This is a genomic window from Mesorhizobium sp. M0029 (assembly GCF_040323735.1).
Classification (GTDB): Bacteria; Pseudomonadota; Alphaproteobacteria; order Rhizobiales; family Rhizobiaceae; genus Mesorhizobium.
The window spans coordinates 282,363-302,089 of record NZ_JAMYVF010000002.1; the positions used below are offsets into that span (position 1 = coordinate 282,363).

At 62.8% G+C, this 19,727-nt stretch carries 21 protein-coding genes; 10 read left to right on the forward strand and 11 right to left on the reverse strand.

Annotation, left to right across the window (positions count from 1 at the left end; translation table 11 throughout):
- Window positions 1–5 precede the first annotated feature (5 nt).
- Entirely contained in the window at window positions 6–170 is a 165-nt protein-coding gene (locus tag NKJ76_RS04600) for a hypothetical protein (RefSeq protein ID WP_023731163.1), read from the reverse strand.
- A 187-nt stretch (window positions 171–357) separates the two neighbouring features.
- Here NKJ76_RS04600 and purL point away from each other — a divergent pair, with 187 nt between their 5' ends.
- From purL to NKJ76_RS04615, 3 genes are all read left to right on the forward strand, one after another.
- Window positions 358–2,589: a phosphoribosylformylglycinamidine synthase subunit PurL gene (purL, locus tag NKJ76_RS04605; protein ID WP_352536864.1), complete on the forward strand. Its 2,232-nt coding sequence runs from the start codon at window positions 358–360 to the stop codon at window positions 2,587–2,589.
- Entirely contained in the window at window positions 2,586–3,110 is a 525-nt protein-coding gene (locus NKJ76_RS04610; protein WP_023669100.1) for a hypothetical protein, read from the forward strand. Before purL ends, NKJ76_RS04610 begins: the two co-directional genes overlap by 4 nt.
- 99 nt (window positions 3,111–3,209) lie before the next feature.
- On the forward strand, window positions 3,210–3,443 hold the full coding sequence (locus NKJ76_RS04615) for a BolA/IbaG family iron-sulfur metabolism protein (RefSeq protein WP_010909092.1): 234 nt from the start codon (window positions 3,210–3,212) through the stop codon (window positions 3,441–3,443).
- Window positions 3,444–3,455: 12 nt separating this feature from the next.
- Here the strand turns inward: NKJ76_RS04615 and NKJ76_RS04620 are convergent, their stop codons facing one another.
- Window positions 3,456–4,286 carry a phosphodiester glycosidase family protein gene (locus NKJ76_RS04620; RefSeq protein WP_352536865.1) on the reverse strand — a complete coding sequence of 277 codons (831 nt, stop codon included), beginning with the start codon at window positions 4,284–4,286 and terminating at the stop codon, window positions 3,456–3,458.
- 163 nt (window positions 4,287–4,449) lie between these two features.
- Here NKJ76_RS04620 and grxD point away from each other — a divergent pair, with 163 nt between their 5' ends.
- Both grxD and NKJ76_RS04630 read left to right on the forward strand, forming a co-directional pair.
- Complete coding sequence (gene grxD, locus NKJ76_RS04625; RefSeq protein WP_023669102.1) at window positions 4,450–4,785, forward strand: Grx4 family monothiol glutaredoxin; 336 nt, start codon at window positions 4,450–4,452, stop codon at window positions 4,783–4,785.
- 118 nt (window positions 4,786–4,903) lie between these two features.
- Window positions 4,904–6,172 (forward strand): multidrug effflux MFS transporter, encoded by a 1,269-nt coding sequence (locus NKJ76_RS04630; protein WP_023697568.1) that lies wholly within the window; start codon window positions 4,904–4,906, stop codon window positions 6,170–6,172.
- A 63-nt stretch (window positions 6,173–6,235) separates the two neighbouring features.
- Here NKJ76_RS04630 and NKJ76_RS04635 read toward each other — a convergent pair whose 3' ends face one another.
- From NKJ76_RS04635 to rpsD, 4 genes are all read right to left on the reverse strand, one after another.
- On the reverse strand, window positions 6,236–6,646 hold the full coding sequence (locus tag NKJ76_RS04635) for a UCP034077 family protein (RefSeq protein WP_352536866.1): 411 nt from the start codon (window positions 6,644–6,646) through the stop codon (window positions 6,236–6,238).
- Window positions 6,647–6,731: 85 nt separating this feature from the next.
- Window positions 6,732–7,559: an inositol monophosphatase family protein gene (locus tag NKJ76_RS04640; RefSeq protein ID WP_352536867.1), complete on the reverse strand. Its 828-nt coding sequence runs from the start codon at window positions 7,557–7,559 to the stop codon at window positions 6,732–6,734.
- The gene (gene ttcA / locus NKJ76_RS04645) at window positions 7,549–8,430 is read right to left on the reverse strand and encodes a tRNA 2-thiocytidine(32) synthetase TtcA (RefSeq protein ID WP_460222072.1); all 882 of its coding nucleotides are present in this window, start codon (window positions 8,428–8,430) and stop codon (window positions 7,549–7,551) included. Before ttcA ends, NKJ76_RS04640 begins: the two co-directional genes overlap by 11 nt.
- A gap of 112 nt (window positions 8,431–8,542) precedes the next feature.
- Window positions 8,543–9,160, reverse strand: coding sequence for a 30S ribosomal protein S4 (gene rpsD, locus NKJ76_RS04650; protein WP_023669107.1), 618 nt, complete (start codon window positions 9,158–9,160; stop codon window positions 8,543–8,545).
- A 387-nt stretch (window positions 9,161–9,547) separates the two neighbouring features.
- Between rpsD and NKJ76_RS04655 the strand changes: the two genes are divergently transcribed.
- Window positions 9,548–9,748, forward strand: coding sequence for a hypothetical protein (locus NKJ76_RS04655; RefSeq protein ID WP_023684877.1), 201 nt, complete (start codon window positions 9,548–9,550; stop codon window positions 9,746–9,748).
- Between the two features lie 83 nt (window positions 9,749–9,831).
- Here the strand turns inward: NKJ76_RS04655 and NKJ76_RS04660 are convergent, their stop codons facing one another.
- On the reverse strand, window positions 9,832–10,020 hold the full coding sequence (locus NKJ76_RS04660; protein WP_023684876.1) for a DUF3008 family protein: 189 nt from the start codon (window positions 10,018–10,020) through the stop codon (window positions 9,832–9,834).
- A gap of 162 nt (window positions 10,021–10,182) precedes the next feature.
- Here NKJ76_RS04660 and NKJ76_RS04665 point away from each other — a divergent pair, with 162 nt between their 5' ends.
- Complete coding sequence (locus tag NKJ76_RS04665) at window positions 10,183–11,565, forward strand: RNB domain-containing ribonuclease (protein ID WP_352536869.1); 1,383 nt, start codon at window positions 10,183–10,185, stop codon at window positions 11,563–11,565.
- 83 nt (window positions 11,566–11,648) lie between these two features.
- On the opposite strand, the gene murI is transcribed toward NKJ76_RS04665, so the two are convergent.
- The 3 genes from murI to NKJ76_RS04680 form a co-directional block, all read right to left on the reverse strand.
- The gene (gene murI / locus NKJ76_RS04670) at window positions 11,649–12,437 is read right to left on the reverse strand and encodes a glutamate racemase (RefSeq protein ID WP_352535384.1); all 789 of its coding nucleotides are present in this window, start codon (window positions 12,435–12,437) and stop codon (window positions 11,649–11,651) included.
- A 145-nt stretch (window positions 12,438–12,582) separates the two neighbouring features.
- Window positions 12,583–13,191 (reverse strand): DUF805 domain-containing protein, encoded by a 609-nt coding sequence (locus tag NKJ76_RS04675; RefSeq protein WP_023724204.1) that lies wholly within the window; start codon window positions 13,189–13,191, stop codon window positions 12,583–12,585.
- Between the two features lie 81 nt (window positions 13,192–13,272).
- Window positions 13,273–14,121 carry an RNA methyltransferase gene (locus NKJ76_RS04680; RefSeq protein ID WP_023724205.1) on the reverse strand — a complete coding sequence of 283 codons (849 nt, stop codon included), beginning with the start codon at window positions 14,119–14,121 and terminating at the stop codon, window positions 13,273–13,275.
- Between the two features lie 217 nt (window positions 14,122–14,338).
- On the opposite strand from NKJ76_RS04680, the gene NKJ76_RS04685 reads away from it, so the two are divergent.
- From NKJ76_RS04685 to NKJ76_RS04695, 3 genes are read left to right on the forward strand one after another with little or no spacing between them, the layout of a single operon-like run.
- Complete coding sequence (locus NKJ76_RS04685; protein ID WP_023724206.1) at window positions 14,339–15,550, forward strand: NADP-dependent isocitrate dehydrogenase; 1,212 nt, start codon at window positions 14,339–14,341, stop codon at window positions 15,548–15,550.
- A gap of 10 nt (window positions 15,551–15,560) precedes the next feature.
- A complete protein-coding gene (locus NKJ76_RS04690) occupies window positions 15,561–16,175 on the forward strand; it encodes a glutathione S-transferase family protein (protein ID WP_352536870.1) in 615 nt (204 codons plus the stop codon).
- 14 nt (window positions 16,176–16,189) lie between these two features.
- The gene (locus NKJ76_RS04695; protein WP_023724208.1) at window positions 16,190–16,771 is read left to right on the forward strand and encodes a demethoxyubiquinone hydroxylase family protein; all 582 of its coding nucleotides are present in this window, start codon (window positions 16,190–16,192) and stop codon (window positions 16,769–16,771) included.
- A gap of 113 nt (window positions 16,772–16,884) precedes the next feature.
- Here the strand turns inward: NKJ76_RS04695 and alaS are convergent, their stop codons facing one another.
- The gene (gene alaS, locus NKJ76_RS04700) at window positions 16,885–19,551 is read right to left on the reverse strand and encodes an alanine--tRNA ligase (protein ID WP_352536871.1); all 2,667 of its coding nucleotides are present in this window, start codon (window positions 19,549–19,551) and stop codon (window positions 16,885–16,887) included.
- Window positions 19,552–19,727: the final 176 nt, after the last annotated feature.

The following is a 19,727-nucleotide window of genomic DNA, read 5'->3' on the forward strand; positions in this document are numbered from 1 at the left end:
CGGGTTCAGCCCTCTGCCTTGAAGTTTTTGGCTTCCTTTGCACCCTTGTCCTTGCCGTGCTTCGCGGCCAGGTCCTTGGCCTGCTTGGGCGAAACGTCGGTGGTCTCGGCAATATGCATGGCCTCCTTGTCGGAGAGGCGATTGTCTTTCTTGCCTTGCTTGGTGGCCATGTCGAAATCTCCTGATTGGTTTGAGGCCTAACGGCCGGGATGCCATAGCGTTCCCCAACGGCGCCCCGCTACCATCGTCGCCTTGTGTTTTCCGGCGTTTTTCGTCATCCGATGGGGTGTATCACGCCAAAGCTTGCGATATGAGGGGACTCAAATTCCCCTCTCCCATGGACACCAATCGCCGCCCATGACCATTTCCAATTCCGTGCCGATCACCCCGGAACTCATAGCCGCGCATGGGCTGAAGCCCGACGAATACCAGCGCATCTTCGACCTGGTCGGGCGCGAACCGAGCTTTACCGAACTCGGCATCTTCTCGGCGATGTGGAATGAGCACTGCTCCTACAAATCCTCGAAGAAATGGCTGCGCACGCTGCCGACCACCGGGCCGCAGGTCATCCAGGGTCCGGGCGAGAACGCCGGCGTGGTCGATATCGGCGACGGCGACTGCGTCGTCTTCAAGATGGAGAGCCACAACCATCCCTCCTACATCGAGCCCTACCAGGGTGCGGCGACCGGCGTCGGCGGCATATTGCGCGACGTCTTCACCATGGGCGCGCGGCCGATTGCGGCGATGAACGCTTTGCGCTTCGGGGCACCGGACCATCCCAAGACCAGGCACCTGGTCAGCGGCGTGGTTTCCGGCGTCGGAGGATACGGCAACGCCTTTGGCGTGCCGACCGTCGGCGGCGAGGTCAATTTCGACGCCCGCTACAACGGCAACATCCTGGTCAACGCCTTTGCCGCGGGCCTCGCCAAGACCGATGCGATCTTCCTGTCGGAAGCCAAGGGCGTCGGCCTGCCGGTCGTCTATCTCGGCGCCAAGACCGGGCGCGACGGCGTCGGCGGCGCCACGATGGCCTCGGCCGAGTTCGACGACAAGATCGACGAGAAGCGCCCGACCGTGCAGGTCGGCGATCCCTTCACCGAAAAATGCCTGCTCGAAGCCTGTCTTGAGCTGATGGCGTCTGGCGCCGTCATCGCCATCCAGGACATGGGTGCGGCCGGCCTCACCTGTTCGGCGGTCGAGATGGGCGCCAAGGGCGACCTCGGCATCGAGCTTCACCTCGACCAGGTGCCGGTGCGCGAAGAGCGCATGAGCGCCTATGAGATGATGCTGTCGGAGAGTCAGGAGCGCATGCTGATGGTGCTGCGCCCCGAGAAGGAAAAGGAAGCCGAGGCGATCTTCCACAAATGGGGCCTCGACTTCGCTATCGTCGGCAAGACCACCGACGATCTGCGTTTCCGCGTCATCCATCAGGGCGACGAGGTCGCCAATCTGCCGATCAAGGACCTTGGCGACAAGGCGCCGGAATATGACCGCCCCTGGGTCGAGCCGAAGAAGCCGGCGGCGCTCGCAGCCGGCGATGCGCCGAAGGCCGACGTTGCCGATGCGCTGTTGAAACTGCTCGGCGGGCCGAACCTGTCGTCGCGCCGCTGGGTGTGGGAGCAGTACGACACGCTGATCCAGGGCAATTCGCTGCAGCTTCCCGGCGGCGACGCCGGCGTGGTGCGCGTCGAAGGCCATCCGACCAAGGCGCTCGCCTTCTCCTCCGACGTCACGCCGCGCTATTGCGAGGCCGACCCGTACGAAGGCGGCAAGCAGGCGGTGGCCGAATGCTGGCGCAACCTCACCGCCACCGGCGCGCTGCCGCTGGCGGCCACCGACAACCTCAATTTCGGCAATCCGGAACGGCCTGAGATCATGGGCCAACTGGTCGGCGCGGTGAAAGGCATTGGCGATGCCTGCCGGGCGCTCGGTTTCCCGATCGTGTCGGGCAATGTCTCGCTCTACAACGAAACCAATGGCCAAGGTATCCTGCCGACGCCGACCATCGGCGGCGTGGGGCTGATTGCCGACTGGTCGAAGATGACCCGTATCGGCTTTGCCGCCGAGGGCCAGATGATCCTGCTGGTCGGCGCGCCCGCAAGCTGGGGCAGCCATCTCGGCCAGTCCGCCTATTTCAGGGACATCCATGGCCGCACCGACGGGCCGCCGCCATCCGTCGACCTCGCCCATGAAAAGCGCGTCGGCGACCATGTGCGCGCGCTGATCGCGTCGGGCGTCGTGACCGCGGCGCATGACCTTTCCGATGGCGGCTTGGCGATAGCCCTGGCCGAAATGGCGATGGCGTCCGGCATCGGCGCCACCATTCCGGGGCTCGCCGGCACCGACCCGATCCCGGTCTGGTTCGGCGAAGACCAGGGCCGCTACCTGCTGACGCTGTCCGTCGATCCGCAGAGCAAGGAATGGGACGCCATCCGCGAGGAACAGAGCAAGCTCGGCATCTTTGCGCCATGGATCGGCTCGACCGGTGGAAACGAACTGAAGCTCGGCGATGCCAGGGCGATCCCGGTCAGCGAATTGACCGCCGCCCACGAAGGCTGGTTCCCGAACTTCATGGACAAGTCCATTTGACCAGCCTGGCAGCCCGGACGCTGATCGCAGTCGTCTTCTGGCCGTCGCTGTTCTTCTTCTGGTTCCTCGGGCCGTTCGTCTTTTTCCTGCTGTCGACGACCTCGAGCGAGGTCTGTCCGCTGCTGGAAAGGCGTGACCAGTTCATTGAGGCGGCCAATGGCACACTGCAGATGCTGGCCTTGCAAAGTCTGATCTATGCGATCCCCATCGTCTGCCTGGTGCTGTGGAGCCGCCTTTTGCCGAACCCGGCGCGCGCAAGGCATGTCGCCACCTGCATCAAGCTCTTTGCCATTGCGGTCATTACCGGCGCGCTGTGGGAATACGGGTCATCGCTGATCTGCGACGGCTATGGCCAACCATTCTTTTCGCCCTTGTGGCAGATGACCAGCTATCTCCCGATTATCAACCTGGCGCTCAACATCCCGCTCTATGTCCTGGTGTTCAGCCTTGGCCGGGGGTTCTCGACCCGCGACGACATTACCGAAGATGGTGTGGTTCACCCGCGGCAGGATGGCCCTTAGACACTGCGTCGCCGACAGAACGGCTTCAACCCGGACCAGAAAGGCTTTAGGCTGCCGTGCGAGTCACTCGTGCCTAGCCGCCCAGAACAGGATTTTGCCATGGCAATGGATGCCCACGACATCGAAAAACTGATCAAGGACGGCATTCCGGACGCCAAGGTGACGATCCGCGACCTCGCCGGTGACGGCGATCACTATGCAGCCGAAGTGGTGGCCGAAAGCTTCCGCGGAAAGAGCCGCGTCCAGCAGCACCAGATGGTCTATGATGCGCTGAAGGGCAATATGGGCGGCGTGCTGCACGCGCTGGCCCTGCAGACCAGCGTGCCGGACTGAAGCCAGACTGGCCTACTGTTTCTGCGGGTGCTTCGCCGACACTGACGTGATCGGCTTCGCCGACACTGAGATGATCGGGCCCGCCGGGTATTTTCCGCCGACGATCATTCTTTTCCCATCCGACAGCGCGGAAACCGCGCCGTCGAGGAACAGCGCGTTGCGGCATTGTAGCGCGTCGCGAAACAGCCGCGCAAAGCTGCCGAAACTGACCTCAGACCGCGAGATCGCCAGCAAAACGGTGTTTTCATCGCGCACGCCGACGCCGTTGCGGATGTAGCGCGAGGTTCCGTTCGGCTCGAAGCGTGGGTGAATCTTGCCATCGATCACCAGCATCGGGCCGGACTGCGTGGCGAAGGCAACATCGCGTTTGGTGACCGCATAGGCGTTGCTTTCCATGACAGCCGCCTTGCCGTCATTGCCCACCAGAAAGACGCCGTTCGGTTTCAGGAAGAAATTGCCTTCGCCGTCGGCAAGATTGAGCCGTGACTTTTCGCTGCCGTCCTCGACCAGCAGGCCGACCGGCGACAAATCCTCGTGATACATGCCGCCATTCATGGCGAGCAGCACCGGCCTCCCCTCGCCCGCAACCGCCTTGTCGAAGGCTTCGAGCGAACCAAAAGGCTTGCCATCGGCGCCGGCGTGGAAAACACCGATGCTGTCGGCGCGAAGATCGGTCTCGCAGACGACATAGGTCACCGCCTCGAAGGCGACATTCCGGCAAGGCGCGGGCAGGTCACCGCCAATGACCAGCGGCGGCGGCTCGGGGCGTCTCGGCCACCAGACAACGGCAATCGCCGCCAGCAGGATGGCGATCGGAAGGGCGGCGCCATATCGTCTTTTCATCATGTTCCGAAGGTTGCAATCGGCTTGGATGCTTGGCCCAAGACAGGCGATCCTTTGCGCCATTTCCGCGACGGCGGCGCAAACATCTTGTTTCGGCCCATCTATGGGTTTATTTGATGGCTATGCTTCGAGCCTGACTCCCACAGGCGTGAAAGGATATCTCATGAGCGGCATCAACGACTACATCGACAGCGAAGTGAAGGGCAACGACGTCGTCCTTTTCATGAAGGGCACGCCCGGTTTTCCGCAGTGCGGCTTTTCCGGCCAGGTCGTCCAGATCCTCGATTACATCGGAGCCGACTATAAGGGCGTCGACGTGCTGACCTCGGCCGAACTGCGCCAAGGCATCAAGGAATATTCGAACTGGCCGACGATCCCGCAGCTTTACGTCAAGGGCGAATTCGTCGGCGGCTGCGACATCATCCGCGAAATGTTCCAGGCGGGCGAGCTGCAGACGTTGCTCGTCGACAAGGGCGTCAGCGTCAAAGCGACAGCCTGATTCTGAGTTGAGACGGGGCAGCCCCGCCCCGGCAAAATGTTACCTCCCCCTATCGGAGTGAGGACGAACTTATGCGCCGGCATGCCGGCGCATATTCGTTTTGAAGATCGGACCCGCCGTGGACCAGCCAGCAAAAGCGCCGCAACAGGCACGCAAATTGCCTATTCCGCGCTGGGAATTCATCGCGCTGTGCGCGGCACTGATGGCGTTGAACTCGCTGGCCATCGACATCATGCTGCCGGCACTGCAGCAAATCGGCGCCACGCTTGGCGTTGAGAATGAAAACCACCGCCAGTATGTGATCACCGCCTATATATTGGGCTTCGGTGGCGGACAGCTTTTCTTCGGACCGATCTCGGACCGGTTCGGGCGCCGCGCGCCGCTCGTTGCCGGGCTGGCGATCTATGTCGTGGCGGCGGCAGCTGCCGCCATCGCCCCGTCATTCGCCGTCCTGCTGCTGTGCCGGCTGGTGCAAGGCATCGGTGCGGCGGCGACCCGCGTCATCGCCGTCTCGATCGTGCGCGACACGTTCGACGGTCGGCGCATGGCCGAGGTGATGTCTCTGATCTTCATGGTGTTCATGGCCATCCCGGTGATCGCGCCTGGGATCGGCCAGGTCATCATGCTGTTCGCAACATGGCACTGGATCTTCGTCACCATGGCCGTCGGGGCGCTGATCGTGTCGGCGTGGTCGCTGCTGCGGCTGCCGGAGACGCTGCATCCGGAGTACCGCCGGCCGCTGACAGTCTCATCCGTCGTCGGTGGTTTCCGCATCGTGCTCACCAACCGCATGGCGCTTTGCTACGCCTTTGCCAGCACCTTCATTTTCGCCGCCATGTTCGGCTTCATCGCCTCCGCACAGCAGATCTATGTCGACATTTTTCATGTCGGCGAATTGTTTCCTGTCATCTTCGCGGGTGTCGCCGGCGTTCTCGCTTTTTCGAACTACCTCAACTCGCGCCTGGTCGGCCGCATCGGCATGCGCCGCCTGTCGCAGAGCGCACTGCTGTTGTTCCTGGTGATCAGCCTTGCCTGGCTCACCGTTTCGCTTCAAATGAAGATGCCACTCTGGCTGTTCATCACCTTCTTCGCCAGTGCGATGCTCCCGTTCGGCGCGCTCGGCGCCAATTTCAACGCGCTCGCGATGGAGCCGCTCGGCCAACTGGCGGGCACCGCGTCGTCCATCCTGGGCTTCATGCAGACTTTTCTCGGCGGCATCCTCGGCACGCTGATCGGCCAGGCCTTCAACGGCACGGTGACGCCGCTTGCCGCCGGCTTCTGCAGCGTCTCGGTCGCGGCCCTCCTGATGATCCTGATCGCCGAGCGCGGCAAGATGTTCCAGCCGCACAACCCACCCATTTCAGGGCACGTCACCGACCTGCATTGAGCAACTGTTCTGCGCTACGAGTTTTATTTGTCTCAGACCGCAGCCACCTTCAAGCGACGCGTTTCAGGATGCGCCGCCAATCACTGCCATGAAACGAGGGAACAGCGGGCGCCCTGCGATGGCGCCACCCATGCTGTCCGAAAGAGGCATCGGCAGAGCCTTGTCGAGAGCTTCGAGCACGGATGACACAAAGACCCGGTTGAGCGAGGCATCATCTCCCATATGGGAGAAAGTGGCGCGCGGTTTGCCCATCAGCGTGCCGTTTTTGCGAATTGAGAAACTCAGCGTCAGGGTCATGCCAGCACTTCCAGGCGGCGGCTGCCAACAGGCAAAGATCGCGGAAAACATCTCGTCTATGGTATCGACGGGATCGCGACTGCCGCACGCGCGTTCCTGCGATCTTGCCACAGTGGCGCCAGCGGCGGCCAAGGCAAGTGCAAGCGCCGTTGCAACAATTGCGAACCGATGTTTCATTTCGCAGCTTCCGACTTCGCGAGAGATTGGACACTATAACAGAGCCAATATACTTGACGAAAGCCTCTACCAGCAGTTGGACCGATTATTGCGCCCAGAGTTCCCTGCGCAACTCCTGCCAGCTTTCCTTGTCCGGGGCGACAAGAATGCCGCCGTCGATATGCGAGGGCAGATAGGCGCTACCGTCGATCCGCGCGGTGTAGCCGCAGGCCTCGGCGTGGATCAGCACACCGACCAGATGGTCCCACGGCATCAGTTTGTTGTAGACGACGAAATGGGCATGGCCGCTGGCCAGAAGACGGTATTCATGTGCCGCGCAGCGATAGCCGAACTGCGACAGGGTCTTGGTCTGGTTGCGCGCCAGGAGCGAGCGTTGCGGTTCCGCCAGATATTGCCAGGAGACGGAGCCGGTCATCTGCGAGATCGGCACGGCATCGGCGACGTGCACCGTCTCCAGCGCGCCATGCGCATGGCGGATATGGCTGCCGGCGCCCTTGGCGCCGATCAGCCAGTCCCGGCCTACGGGGTCATGGATGATACCGGCGACGGTTTCGCCCTTGACGACGACGCTCAGCATGACGCCGAAGAGCGGCACGCCGGAGGCGAAGTTGAAGGTGCCGTCGACCGGGTCGACGACGAAGGCGAGGTCGGCATCGCCGAGCCCCTGAAGCAGCGCCGGATTGTCGGAACAGGCTTCCTCGCCGACGATCATCGCCGTGGGATAGCGCTCGCGCAGCCTGGCCGTGATCAGCCGCTCGGCGTTGATGTCGGCCTCGGTCACCAGGTCGGCAGCCGAGGTCTTCTGTCTGATGTCGCCCTCGCCCAGCCGGCGAAAGCGTGGCATGATTTCGGCCCTGGCTGCATCGGCGAGAAGCTCGGCCAGCCAGTCGATCGCTTGGTCGTCAAATATCATCGGAAATGTCTTGTCCTGTGCTGAGGCTGCCATTGAGGGCGGCAAAGTCGAACAGCTTTCTGTCGAGCAGATGCGACGGCCTGGTGTTGGACAGCGCGCGCAGCATCGTATCCTTGCGGCCCGGCATGCGCTTTTCCATATCGTCCAGCATCGCCTTCATGGCGTTGCGCTGCAGGCCTTCCTGGCTGCCGCAGAGATCGCAGGGAATGATCGGGAATTTCATAGCGGCGGCGAATTTTTCCAGATCGACCTCGGCGCAGTAGCTCAGCGGCCGCAGCACCATGACGTCGCCGTCGTCATTGAGCAGCTTTGGCGGCATGGCGGCAAGGCGGCCGCCATGGAACAGATTCATGAAGAAGGTTTCGAGAATGTCCTCGCGGTGGTGGCCGAGCACCAGCGCCGAACAGCCCTCCTCGCGCGCGATGCGATAGAGATGGCCGCGCCGCAGCCGCGAGCACAGCGAACAATAGGTGCTGCCCTGAGGCAGCTTGTCGGTGACCACCGAATAGGTGTCCTGATACTCGATGCGATGGGCAATGCCATGCGCATCGAGGTAGTCGGGCAAAATGTGCTTCGGAAAATTCGGCTGGCCCTGGTCGAGATTGCAGGCCAGCAGCTCGACCGGCAGCAGCCCGCGCCATTTGAGATCGAGCAGCACGGCCAGCAGCCCGTAGGAATCCTTGCCGCCGGACAAGGCCACCAGCCAGCGGTCGCCGGGCCTCGCCATGGCGAAATCCTCGACCGCCTGACGGGTTAACCGCAACAGCCGCTTACGCAGTTTGTTGAACTCGACGGAAGACGGCACGTCGGCAAACAGCGGATGGAAGCCGCCTTCAGGAATCGGTTCAACTGTGTCGATGCCTGCCAGCATGTTCATGGCTTGTCGCTTTCCATAGCCGAGAGTGCCGGATTAGCGGACATGGCCGACAAAGAAAAGGCCGCCTCGACGGGCGGCCCTTTCCGGTATCGCAGAAAGCGATCGCTTAGCGCGAATAGAATTCGACGACCAGGTTCGGCTCCATCTGCACGGCGAACGGAACATCGGCCAGGCCGGGGATGCGCGAGAAGGTCGCGACCATCTTGTTGTGATCGACTTCGATATAGTCCGGCACGTCGCGCTCGGCGAGGCCGACCGCTTCCAGCACGATGACCAGCTGCTTCGACTTTTCGCGCACTTCGACGACGTCGCCCGGCTTGCAACGGTACGAGCCGATGTTGACGCGCTTGCCGTTGACGTTGACGTGGCCGTGGTTGACGAACTGGCGAGCCGCGAAAATGGTGGGCACGAACTTGGAGCGGTAGACGACCGCGTCGAGACGCGACTCGAGCAGGCCGATCAGGTTCTCGGAGGTGTCGCCCTTGCGGCGATCAGCCTCTTCATAGACCTTGCGGAACTGCTTTTCGGAGACATCACCATAGTGACCCTTCAGCTTCTGCTTGGCGCGCAGCTGCAGGCCGAAATCGGAAAGCTTGCCCTTGCGGCGCTGGCCGTGCTGGCCGGGGCCGTATTCACGCTTGTTGACCGGGGACTTCGGGCGGCCCCAGATGTTTTCGCCGAGACGGCGGTCGATCTTGTACTTCGCGGATTCGCGCTTGCTCATCGCATTCCCTTTCAAAACAAACCACCCGGAACCTCATGGTCCGGGTGAAGGAAACGCGCCCTCCTCTGGCCTCCGTTTTCGAGGCCTGACAGGGTTTTCCCACGCAACGCGGCGGAAAACCCACGGGACACGTCAGTCTAGACAAAACCCAGGAAACGATAAACCTGCTTTCCCGGGCTTGCCATGCAAAAGAAACAACCGGGCATTGCGGCCCGGTGTTGGTGCGCTCGATAAACGGAGATTTGAGCAGAGTCAAGCGCGTCGCTGGCGCTGGGCCCGGCAACCATATCACGTCTTTTGGCGTTGAGTGCCGTGCCGGATGCGGCGGGAGGTTGTTGCGCCGACGGCATTTAGGAAGGGACTGGAGCCAAAGGAGCCCGAAGTCGCATGAAGAAGTTTTTCCTCTCGTTGGTCGGTGCAGCCGTCATGGCCGGGACGATGTCGATCGCCGTGCCCGAGCCAGCGATGGCCAAGCACTGGCAGGGCCACAAGCATCGTCAGACCTGCCATGTCGTGGTGAAGAAGAAGGTCATCTGGCGGCATGGCCACAAGAAGGTCATCCGCTACAAGGTGAAGCGCTGCTGGTGACGTCAGGAGTTTCGGGCTTGGCCTGAATCGAAGAAGCCCGTGGTTTCGGCCACGGGCTTTGTTTATCGACTCGGTTCAATGTTTCAGTCTGCCGATTTCTTCTCCGGCAGGCCTTTGCGCTTGGTCTCTGCGAATTCCTCGAGCTGCTTTTCGCTCATCGAATTGTACATCGACTTCGACGCGCCTTGAAGTTCGCTCTTCCTGGTCTCGCCGCGCTTGGCCGACAGGGCTGCGCCAGCGGCCTTTTGCTGTGCTTTTGAGGTTGCAGGCATATCGGCTCCTCCTTTGCTGCCAGAGGAGGAAACGTTGCGCTCCGGCGACGGTTCCAGCGCTGGCGGTCAACTTCCGTTCCGCGCTCATGCCTGCCCATGGTCGGCCGGCACTGCCGGCAAAACCACCTTCCCGTGCCCGCAACGCCGGTGTAGGACGGCGCCATGAAATCGTTGAACGATCCCTCGCAGGCACTCGCCACCGGCCTCGCGAAAATCCGCACCGAGTTCCATGTGCCGGAGGGATTTCCCCCTGATGTAGTGGTCATGGCACAGACGGCGGCCAGGTGCGTGCCCGACCAGCATGCCGACCGCACGGCGATGCCCTTCGTGACGCTCGATCCCGCGGCTTCCACCGATCTTGACCAAGCGTTTTCGATCGAAGCGAGCGGTAGCGACCTTCTGTTGCACTATGCCATCGCCGACGTAGCCTGGTTCGTCGCAGACGGCGACGCGGTGGATCGCGAAGCCTGGGCGCGGGGCGAAACCCTGTATTTGCCGGACGGCAAGGCCGGGCTCTATCCCCGGGTCATTGCCGAGGGCGCCGCGAGCTTGCTGCCCGGCGGTCCGCGTCCGGCTGTCATCTTCACGGTCCGGATCGCCGACGACGGAGCGGTAAGGCTGGATGGCGCGGAGCGGGCAATCATTCAAAGCCGCGCCAAGCTCGCCTATGACAGCGTGCAGGCCGCCGACGTCCCAGTCGGCTTCGCCGAAATCGCGCGGCGCATGGCGGCGGCCGAAGACCGTCGCGGCGCTTCGCGCGTCGACCCGCCCGAGCAGGAGGTGGAACAGCTTGCCGATGGCACATTCCAGCTTGCGTTCAGACCGCTGCTGCAATCCGAGCAAGACAACGCAGCACTTTCGCTGGCCGCCAACATGGCGATTGCCGACGCCATGCTGGCACACCGGACCGGCTTGTTTCGGGTGATGGCGCCGCCCGATGCTTCCAAAGTGCAAAGACTGCGCAGCGCGGCACGGGCCTTAGGCCTGTCCTGGCCTCCTTCGACCAGCCTGCCCGACTATCAGCGAACCCTCGATCCTGCCAACATGCAACAGGCAGCGCTGATGCTGGAAATCCGCCGCGCCGGCTCCGGTGCGTCCTACCAGCCCTATGAGGAAGGCGTTGTCCCCTGGCACGAGGCGATGGCCGCGACCTATGCCCACGCCACCGCGCCCCTGAGGCGGCTGGCCGATCGCTATGTCGTGCGCTGCGTGCTGGCCATCGTCAACGGCCAGCCGGTGCCGCAAGCCGTTACCGAGGCGTTTTCCAGACTGCCGAAGGTGATGGGCCGCGCAGGCGCCCGCGCCTCGCAGATCAACCACGCGGCCATCGACCTTGCCGAGGCGGTGATGCTGAGGGGGCGCATGGGTGAAACATTCAAGGCCGTCGTCACCGACGTCGGTGATCAGCGTGTGCGCGTTCAGCTCTCGGACATGCCTGTCGTTGCGAATGTGAAGGCCTCTGGGTTCAGGCAGGGCGATGGCCTGACGCTAAGGCTTGTTTCGGCCGATCCGGATCGGCGCGTCATTGTCTTCGAGCCTGCCTAAAGCGCGTCGGCGACGCGCTTTAGTTTTTTCGTTTTGTGCATGTCCTTGTCCCAAAACCGCTGCGCACTTTTGGGCGACATGCATTAGCGCGCGCTCAATCCAAAACCCTGCATCAGCCGGCTGATGGCGAAGTCCGCCTTTCCCGAGGTAAAGACGGCGATGTCGGGCTCGCTTTGCGGCAATGGCCCGGCGACAGCCGGAAGCAGCGACAGAGCGCGCCGCGCAATCGCCTCGGCCGGGTCGATCCAGTCGACCGGCCAGGGCGCGGTCTTGCGCATGCGATTGGCCAGGAACGGATAGTGCGTGCAGGCGAGCACGACGATGTCCGTGCGCAAATCGTCATGCTGGACGAAACACGGTGCGATCTCGGCACGCACGGCCTCCTCGTCGACAAAGCCCTCGCGCATGTAGGCCTCGGCCAGTCCGGCGAGATTGTTGCTGCCGACCAGCCGCACATGGCATTTCTGCGCCCATTTGCCGATCAGGTCGCGCGTGTACTGGCGCTTCACCGTGCCCGGCGTCGCCAGCACCGAGACCAGCCCGGACCGGGTGCGCTCGGCCGCCGGCTTGATTGCCGGCACGGTGCCGACAAAGGGATGGCCAGGGAATTTTTCCCGCAACGCATCGATCACCAGCGTCGAAGCGGTATTGCAGGCGACGACCGAAATTTCCGGATCAAAACGGTCGAGCAGCTTGGCGAAGAGCTCGACTATATGGGCCTGCAGCGCCGGCTCTTCCCAGGCGCCGTAGGGAAAGGCCTTGTCATCGGCGACGTAGACGAAGCGCCGGTCAGGCATCAGCACGCGCGCTTCGCGCAGCACGGTCAATCCTCCAACGCCGGAATCGAACATCAGTATCGGACGGTGGCTCATTGATATCGGACCATGAAAGAGGCTGGATCAGAAGGCTTGGCGGTCATTGGCCAATGCCGTTCTTCTATCTGCAACCATCATGGTCTTGAAGTGGCGAATGTCAGCAAGTTCTATGCAAAGCCGGCGAAGACGACCTTGCCTCGGTCTAGAGCCCGCGCTTGCCGAAGCCGGCGGGCCGCGGGCGGCCCATAGGCTGGGCGGACGGCACCGAGCGCGTGGCCGGTGTGGCGTTGCGCATGGAAGACTGTGCCGTGCTGCTGGCCATCCGGCCGGATCCCCCAGGCATGGGCGTATCGCCATCGAAATCGAAAACCGATGTCAGTTCGTCGATATTGATGCCCGCCACCGGCTTAGCCACCAGGATCGTGCACCAAAGGCCAAAGATCGACAGCGCAAGCAGGTTCAAACCGCTGGACGTGCTTTCCGGATTGTTGAAATCGATGACCAGCAGCGTGCCTGCCTGCAGAAAGGCGTAGATGGCGCAGAACACGATGTAGGACCACAGGATCCAGGCTTTGCCGTTGGCGTCGCGGCTGCGTCGCCAGGCGATGTTGGCACGCATGACCACAGCCAGGAGGGAAACGATCAGAACCGCGCCTGCCATGCCTTGCCGCGATGGACCGGGCGCCGAGTTGACCAGCCCCTCAAAGCCGATCGTGCCAACGATGCACAGCACAGCAAGAACGGCCTCGAGCAGGGCTACGCCGAGCGAATAGAAGAAGAAGCGCATACGGCCGATTTTGGACGTGAACATTTGCCACCCAACCGTTTTGACAACAATGGACGAGAGGCAAATAAAATTCGGTTACTTCAGCCGTTCGAAGCTTAGCGATTTCTAATCTTCTTTGTCTGCCTGGCGTTTTCGCGCAGCGGCCGGCAAACGCCTTGGATCGTCTCCCGGCGAGCCGTCACCGCGCGGCATGGCCGGCGAAAACCGGTCGAGCGACGAGATGATGCCACGCAGCACTTTCAGTTCCGGCTCGGCGAAACCGGCGCGCGTCAAGACGGCGCGCAGATTGTCGACCATCTTGGGTTTCTTGGGCGCCGGGCGGAAATAACCGCGCGCTTCGAGCGCGCCTTCGAGATAGGCAAACAGGCCGTGCAACTCTTCCTTGCTCGCCGGCTTCATTTCAGGACTGGAGAAATTGGTCGCCGTCTCGTCCTCCAGGCCGGATTTCATCCATTCATAGGACATCAACAGCACGGCCTGGGCGATGTTGAGCGACGAAAAGCCGGGATCGACCGGAAAGGTGACGATCTCGTCGGCCAGCCCGACCTCGTCATTGTAGAGCCCAAAACGCTCGCGGCCGAACAAGATGCCGGTGCGCAGGCCGTCCATCTGACGCGCCCTGAGCGCCCTGCCCGCCTCGACCGGACCACGCACGGGTTTGAAGCCGTCGCGCTCCCGCGCCGTGGTGGCGAAGACGAAGTTGAGGTCGGCGACGGCGGACGCCAGATCGCCGAACACTGTTACGGCATCGATGACATGGTCGGCGCGGCTGGCGGCGGCGCGCGCCTTCTCGCTCGGCCAGCCGTCACGCGGGTTGACCAGTCTCAGTTCGGCAAGGCCGAAATTGGCCATGGCGCGCGCAACCATGCCGATATTCTCGCCGAGCTGCGGCTCGACCAGGATGATCGCCGGCCCGGCGGCGGATGCGTTTTCAGGATGATCGACGGCGGACATGATCTCAATGAACTGCTGTTTGCGGCATTTCAGCGTTCCCTGCCACATCCGCTCGGCAAAATGAAGCTTTTGCAAAACACCGGTCGCGGCACAGACGACCCATTCTGCACGGATCGGCGTTTGCGCGGCCAAATAGGCTTTGATATACGCTCCGCATCCCCGGCCGAAGCCATGCGGGCAAGGCCGTTTAGTTCCCCAAAAGCGAGGCATTCTTTTCATGGCGAAGATCAAGGTGGCGAACCCGGTCGTCGAGCTCGACGGCGACGAGATGACCCGCATCATCTGGCAGTTCATCAAGGACAAGCTGATCCACCCTTATCTCGACCTAGAGCTCGAATATTACGACCTCGGCGTCGAGCACCGCGACGCCACCAACGACCAGGTGACCATCGATTCGGCCAATGCCATCAAGAAATGGGGCGTCGGTGTGAAATGCGCGACGATCACGCCCGACGAGCAGCGCGTCGAGGAATTCAAGCTGAAGAAGATGTGGAAGTCGCCGAACGGCACCATCCGTAACATTCTCGGCGGCACCATTTTCCGCGAACCGATCATCATGAAGAACGTGCCGCGTCTGGTGCCGGGATGGACCAAGCCCATCATCGTCGGCCGTCATGCTTTCGGCGACCAGTATCGCGCCACCGACTTCCGCTTCCCCGGCAAGGGCAAGCTGACCATCAAGTTCGTCGGCGAGGACGGCAAGGTGATCGAGCACGACGTGTACGACGCACCCGGCGCCGGTGTTGCCATGGCGATGTACAATCTCGACGACTCCATCCGCGAATTCGCCCGCGCCTCGCTGAATTACGGCCTGCTGCGCAATTATCCGGTTTATCTCTCGACCAAGAACACCATCCTCAAAGCCTATGACGGCCGCTTCAAGGACATTTTCCAGGAGGTCTACGAGGCTGAATTCGAGGCCGAGTTCAAGGCGAAGAAGCTGTGGTACGAGCACCGGCTGATCGACGACATGGTGGCCTCCGCCCTGAAATGGTCTGGCGGCTATGTCTGGGCCTGCAAGAATTATGACGGCGACGTCCAGTCCGACACGGTGGCGCAAGGTTTTGGCTCGCTCGGCCTGATGACCTCGGTGCTGATGACGCCGGACGGCAAGACGGTGGAAGCGGAGGCCGCGCACGGCACCGTGACGCGCCACTACCGCCAACATCAGAAGGGCGAGGAAACCTCGACCAATTCGATCGCCTCGATCTTCGCCTGGACGCGCGGCCTCGCCCACCGCGCCAAGCTCGACGACAATGCCGAGTTGAAGCGGTTTGCCGACACGCTGGAGAAGGTCTGCATCCAGACGGTTGAGAGCGGCTTCATGACCAAGGACCTGTCGCTCTTGATCGGTCCCGACCAACCATGGCTGTCGACCACCGGCTTCCTCGACAAGATCGACGAGAATTTGCAGAAGGCGATGGCGTAAGCCGGCAGCCATGGCCAAGCCGGTCGTCTACGGGGCGGACTACAGCGTCTATGTGCGCATCGTCCGCCTCGTGCTGGCGGAAAAAGGCATCGACTACGACCTTGTGCCGGTCGATGTCTTTGCCGCCGAGGGCACTCCCGCCTGGTACTTCGAGCATCACCCTTTCGGCCGCATTCCGGCCTTCGAGCATGACGGGTTTCGCCTGTTCGAAACCAGCGCAATCGCCCGCTATGTCGACGAGGCGTTCGACGGCCCGGCACTGCAGCCAAAAGACGCCCGCACCCGCGCAACGATGAACCAGATCATCGGCATGCTCGACGCCTATGCCTACAGATCGATGGTCTGGGACGTCGCCGTCGAGCGGCTTGAGAAGGAAGCGCCAGACGAGGCACTGGTCGCCAACGGGCTGCGCCAGGCGGAAACGGTGCTGCGGGTGCTCACCGCACTCAAGCCTCCCGGGCCGTGGCTGCTCGGGGACCATCTGACGCTGGCCGACCTGCATGCGGCATCCATCATCGCCTATTTCGTCAAGGTCGCCGACGGGCAAAAGCTGCTTGCGGCGTTCGCCGACATCCAGGCCTGGTGGGAGGGCATCGCAAAACGTCCGAGCCTGGCGGCGGGCTGATATGGGTTCGGGCCATGGCTGACCCATCTCGCCAGGACGCGCTCACCGTCGCCAGAATTGTCAGGGTCAACCACGCCGGTGAGTTCGGTGCGATCAGGATCTATTCGGCCCAGATTCTTGTCGCCAGGCGCTTCTGGCCGGATTGCGTGCCATCCTTGTCGGAGATGCTTGGGCACGAGCGCACGGATTGCGCTGCGTTCCGCGCCGCCATGCCGGCGCGGCGGTCGCGACCGTGCCGGGTGATGCAGTTCTGGAGCTGGGGTGGCTGGGTGCTGGGTTTTGTCACCGCCCTGCTCGGTCCGCAAGGCATCTGGGCCTGCACGGCGGCGGTTGAAGCCGCGGTGCATCGCCATCTGGACGATCAGCTGTTTTTCCTCGCCAATCGCGACCACGACTTGCACGGCATCATCCTGGCGATCCGCGAGGAAGAGCTCGCCCATCTCCATCACGCCGAAGAGCAGCTGAAATCGTCCGGCCCGGCGCTGAACTTTTTACGGTCGCTGATTTCGATCGCCACGGACGTGCTGATCTGGCTGTCCCTGCGCGATTCCAGCAGAATGACGCGCGCCCTGAAGGCGGCGAAAAGAACTAGCTAGACCGACCGTCTAAGAGCCGATTGCCGGCTTGCCACTATCAGCCACAGAATGGCAAGCACGGCGGCGAAGGCCGGAAAGCCGCACACAAAACCAGATACGGCATAGGCTGGCTTTCAGGCTGCCTCCAGCGCCGCCCTCACCGCGGCGATCGCATCATTGGCCTTCGAGGCGTCCGGGCCGCCGGCTTGCGCCATGTCGGGCCGTCCGCCACCGCCCTGCCCGCCCAATGCGGCCGAGGCAACGCGCACAAGATCGACAGCGCTGAAGCGGCCGACGAGATCGTCCGTCACTGCGACCACGACGCTTGCCTTGTTGTCTTCGCCCGCACCGACGAAGACGACGACGCCTGAGCCGAGCGAAGTCTTGCCGGCATCGGCCAGCGGCTTCAAATCCTTCGGCGACACGCCGGAAACCGCTTTGCCGAGGAAGCCGATACCGGCGACGGTTTCGGTGGTGGCCGGAGCATCGGCCGCGGCACCACCGCCCAGCGCGAGTTTCTTGCGCGCTTCGCTCAGCTCCTTCTCGAGCTTCTTGCGCTCCTCGAGCAGCGTCTCGACACGCGCCGGCACGTCGGCCGGCGAGATCTTCAGCACGGCCGCAGTTGCCTTCAGGCGCCTGTCCTGCTCATCGAGATGTTTGCGCGCGGCTTCGCCGGTCAGCGCCTCGATGCGGCGCACGCCGGCGGCGACCGCGCTGTCGGAGACGACACGGACCAGGCCGATATCGCCGGTCGCCCGGACATGGGTGCCGCCACAAAGTTCGACGGAATAGGCTCTATTGGCCTTGGCGCCATGCACGCCGGTGCCCATCGAGACGACACGCACCTCGTCACCGTATTTTTCGCCGAACAGCGCCATGGCGCCTTCGGCGATGGCGTCGTCGACCGACATCAGGCGCGTCGTCACCGGGCTGTTCTGGACGACGATTTCGTTGGCCATGCGCTCGACCTCTTCGAGATCTTCGGCCGAGATCGGCTTGTTGTGCGAGATGTCGAAGCGCAGGCGCTCGGGCGCGACCAGCGAACCTTTCTGCGCGACATGGGTGCCCAGCACCTCGCGCAGCGCCTCATGGATCAGATGCGTTGCCGAATGGTTGGCACGCAGCCGGGTGCGGCGCGCATGGTCAACCTTCAGCTCGACGGCTGCACCTGGCTTGACCGTGCCGTTCGTCACCTTGCCCAGATGCACGAACAGGCCGTCGGCCTTTTTCTGCGTGTCGGAAACCTCGATCGAGAAACCTTCGCCGGAGATGATGCCGGTGTCGCCCATCTGGCCGCCCGACTCGCCATAGAACGGCGTCTGGTTGACGACCACCGCCACCGCGTCGCCCTTGCCGGCGCTATCGACTGTCTTGCCGTCCTTGACCAGGGCCTGGATGAGGCCTTCCGCCTGTTCGGTCTCGTAGCCGAGGAATTCGGTGGCGCCGGCCTTCTCGCGTACAGAAAACCAGATGGTCTCGGTGGCCGCGTCGCCGGAGCCAGCCCAATGCTTGCGCGCTTCGGCCTTCTGCTGCTCCATCGCATGGGTGAAGCCGGCAAGGTCGACCGAGATGTTGCGCTGGCGCAGTGCGTCCTGCGTCAGATCGAGCGGGAAGCCGTACGTGTCATAGAGCTTGAACGCCGTCTCGCCATCCAGCATATCGCCGGCGTGCAGCGTATCCGTCGCCTCCGAGAGCAGGCCGAGGCCGCGCACCAGCGTCTTGCGGAACCTGGTCTCCTCGAGCTTCAGCGTCTCGGTAATCAGCTGTTCGCCGCGCAGCAGTTCGGGATAGGCCTGGCCCATCTCACGCACTAGCGCCGGCACCAGCTTCCACATCAACGGCTCCTTGGCGCCGAGCAACTGCGCATGGCGCATGGCGCGGCGCATGATGCGGCGCAGCACATAGCCGCGGCCTTCGTTCGACGGCAGCACGCCGTCGGCAACCAGGAAGGAGGACGAGCGCAGATGGTCGGCAATGACGCGGAAGGAGGCGACCGTCTCCTTGTCCGGGCCCTGCCCGAGCGCTGACGAGGCCGCATCGATCAGATGACGGAACAGGTCGGTCTCGAAGACGCTCTCCACCCCTTGCAGGATGGAGGCCATGCGCTCCAGGCCCATGCCGGTGTCGATCGACGGCCGCGGCAGGTCGATGCGCTCATCCTTGGTGACCTGCTCATATTGCATGAACACCAGGTTCCAGAATTCAAGGAAGCGGTCGCCGTCCTCCTCCGGGCTGCCGGGAGGGCCGCCCCAGATGTGCTCGCCACGGTCGATGAAGATTTCTGAGCACGGCCCGCACGGTCCGGTGTCGCCCATAGCCCAGAAATTGTCGGAGGTCGGGATGCGGATGATGCGGTCATCGGAGAAACCGGCGATCTTCTTCCAGAAGCCGGCCGCCTCGTCATCGGTGTGATAGACGGTGACCAGCAGCTTGTCCTTGTTCAGCCCGAACTCCTTGGTGATCAGGTTCCAGGCCAGTTCGATGGCGCGCTCCTTGAAATAGTCGCCGAAGGAGAAATTGCCGAGCATTTCGAAGAAGGTCAGATGGCGCGCGGTGTAGCCGACATTGTCGAGGTCGTTGTGCTTGCCGCCGGCGCGCACGCTTTTCTGCGCAGTGGTGGCGCGCGAATAGGACCGCTTCTCCAGGCCGGTGAAGACGTTCTTGAACTGCACCATGCCGGCATTGGTGAACATCAGCGTCGGGTCGTTGCGCGGCACCAGCGGGCTCGAGGCCACGACCTCGTGGCCCTCCTTGCGGAAATAGTCGAGGAATGTCGACCGGATCTCGTTCACGCCACTCATGACTGCTGCCTTTTCGCGAAAACCGCCGGCACGGCCGGCGGACACTGGTCTCTGCTTTTTAGAAGATTGACTTGGCCTTTTAGCGGGCACGCCCCACCCTGTCCAGAAACACGGAATTGGGCCATCCCGGCAACTGCCAAGCCGGCTTCACGCTGCCCAAAAACGAAAACCGCCGG

What these genes read in the sequence shown, in the direction of transcription:
- NKJ76_RS04675 (WP_023724204.1), bottom strand. Translation starts at nt 13,191, where the DNA reads ATGTTCACGTCCAAAATCGGCCGTATGCGCTTCTTCTTCTATTCGCTC.
- NKJ76_RS04635 (WP_352536866.1), bottom strand. Translation starts at nt 6,646, where the DNA reads ATGAAACATCGGTTCGCAATTGTTGCAACGGCGCTTGCACTTGCCTTG.
- murI (WP_352535384.1), bottom strand. Translation starts at nt 12,437, where the DNA reads ATGAGCCACCGTCCGATACTGATGTTCGATTCCGGCGTTGGAGGATTG.
- NKJ76_RS04695 (WP_023724208.1), top strand. Translation starts at nt 16,190, where the DNA reads ATGGCTGACCCATCTCGCCAGGACGCGCTCACCGTCGCCAGAATTGTC.
- NKJ76_RS04620 (WP_352536865.1), bottom strand. Translation starts at nt 4,286, where the DNA reads ATGAAAAGACGATATGGCGCCGCCCTTCCGATCGCCATCCTGCTGGCG.
- ttcA (WP_460222072.1), bottom strand. Translation starts at nt 8,430, where the DNA reads ATGCTGGCAGGCATCGACACAGTTGAACCGATTCCTGAAGGCGGCTTC.
- NKJ76_RS04665 (WP_352536869.1), top strand. Translation starts at nt 10,183, where the DNA reads ATGAAATCGTTGAACGATCCCTCGCAGGCACTCGCCACCGGCCTCGCG.
- NKJ76_RS04685 (WP_023724206.1), top strand. Translation starts at nt 14,339, where the DNA reads ATGGCGAAGATCAAGGTGGCGAACCCGGTCGTCGAGCTCGACGGCGAC.
- alaS (WP_352536871.1), bottom strand. Translation starts at nt 19,551, where the DNA reads ATGAGTGGCGTGAACGAGATCCGGTCGACATTCCTCGACTATTTCCGC.
- NKJ76_RS04615 (WP_010909092.1), top strand. Translation starts at nt 3,210, where the DNA reads ATGGCAATGGATGCCCACGACATCGAAAAACTGATCAAGGACGGCATT.
- NKJ76_RS04655 (WP_023684877.1), top strand. Translation starts at nt 9,548, where the DNA reads ATGAAGAAGTTTTTCCTCTCGTTGGTCGGTGCAGCCGTCATGGCCGGG.
- purL (WP_352536864.1), top strand. Translation starts at nt 358, where the DNA reads ATGACCATTTCCAATTCCGTGCCGATCACCCCGGAACTCATAGCCGCG.
- grxD (WP_023669102.1), top strand. Translation starts at nt 4,450, where the DNA reads ATGAGCGGCATCAACGACTACATCGACAGCGAAGTGAAGGGCAACGAC.
- rpsD (WP_023669107.1), bottom strand. Translation starts at nt 9,160, where the DNA reads ATGAGCAAGCGCGAATCCGCGAAGTACAAGATCGACCGCCGTCTCGGC.
- NKJ76_RS04660 (WP_023684876.1), bottom strand. Translation starts at nt 10,020, where the DNA reads ATGCCTGCAACCTCAAAAGCACAGCAAAAGGCCGCTGGCGCAGCCCTG.
- NKJ76_RS04690 (WP_352536870.1), top strand. Translation starts at nt 15,561, where the DNA reads ATGGCCAAGCCGGTCGTCTACGGGGCGGACTACAGCGTCTATGTGCGC.
- NKJ76_RS04600 (WP_023731163.1), bottom strand. Translation starts at nt 170, where the DNA reads ATGGCCACCAAGCAAGGCAAGAAAGACAATCGCCTCTCCGACAAGGAG.
- NKJ76_RS04640 (WP_352536867.1), bottom strand. Translation starts at nt 7,559, where the DNA reads ATGATATTTGACGACCAAGCGATCGACTGGCTGGCCGAGCTTCTCGCC.
- NKJ76_RS04680 (WP_023724205.1), bottom strand. Translation starts at nt 14,121, where the DNA reads ATGTCCGCCGTCGATCATCCTGAAAACGCATCCGCCGCCGGGCCGGCG.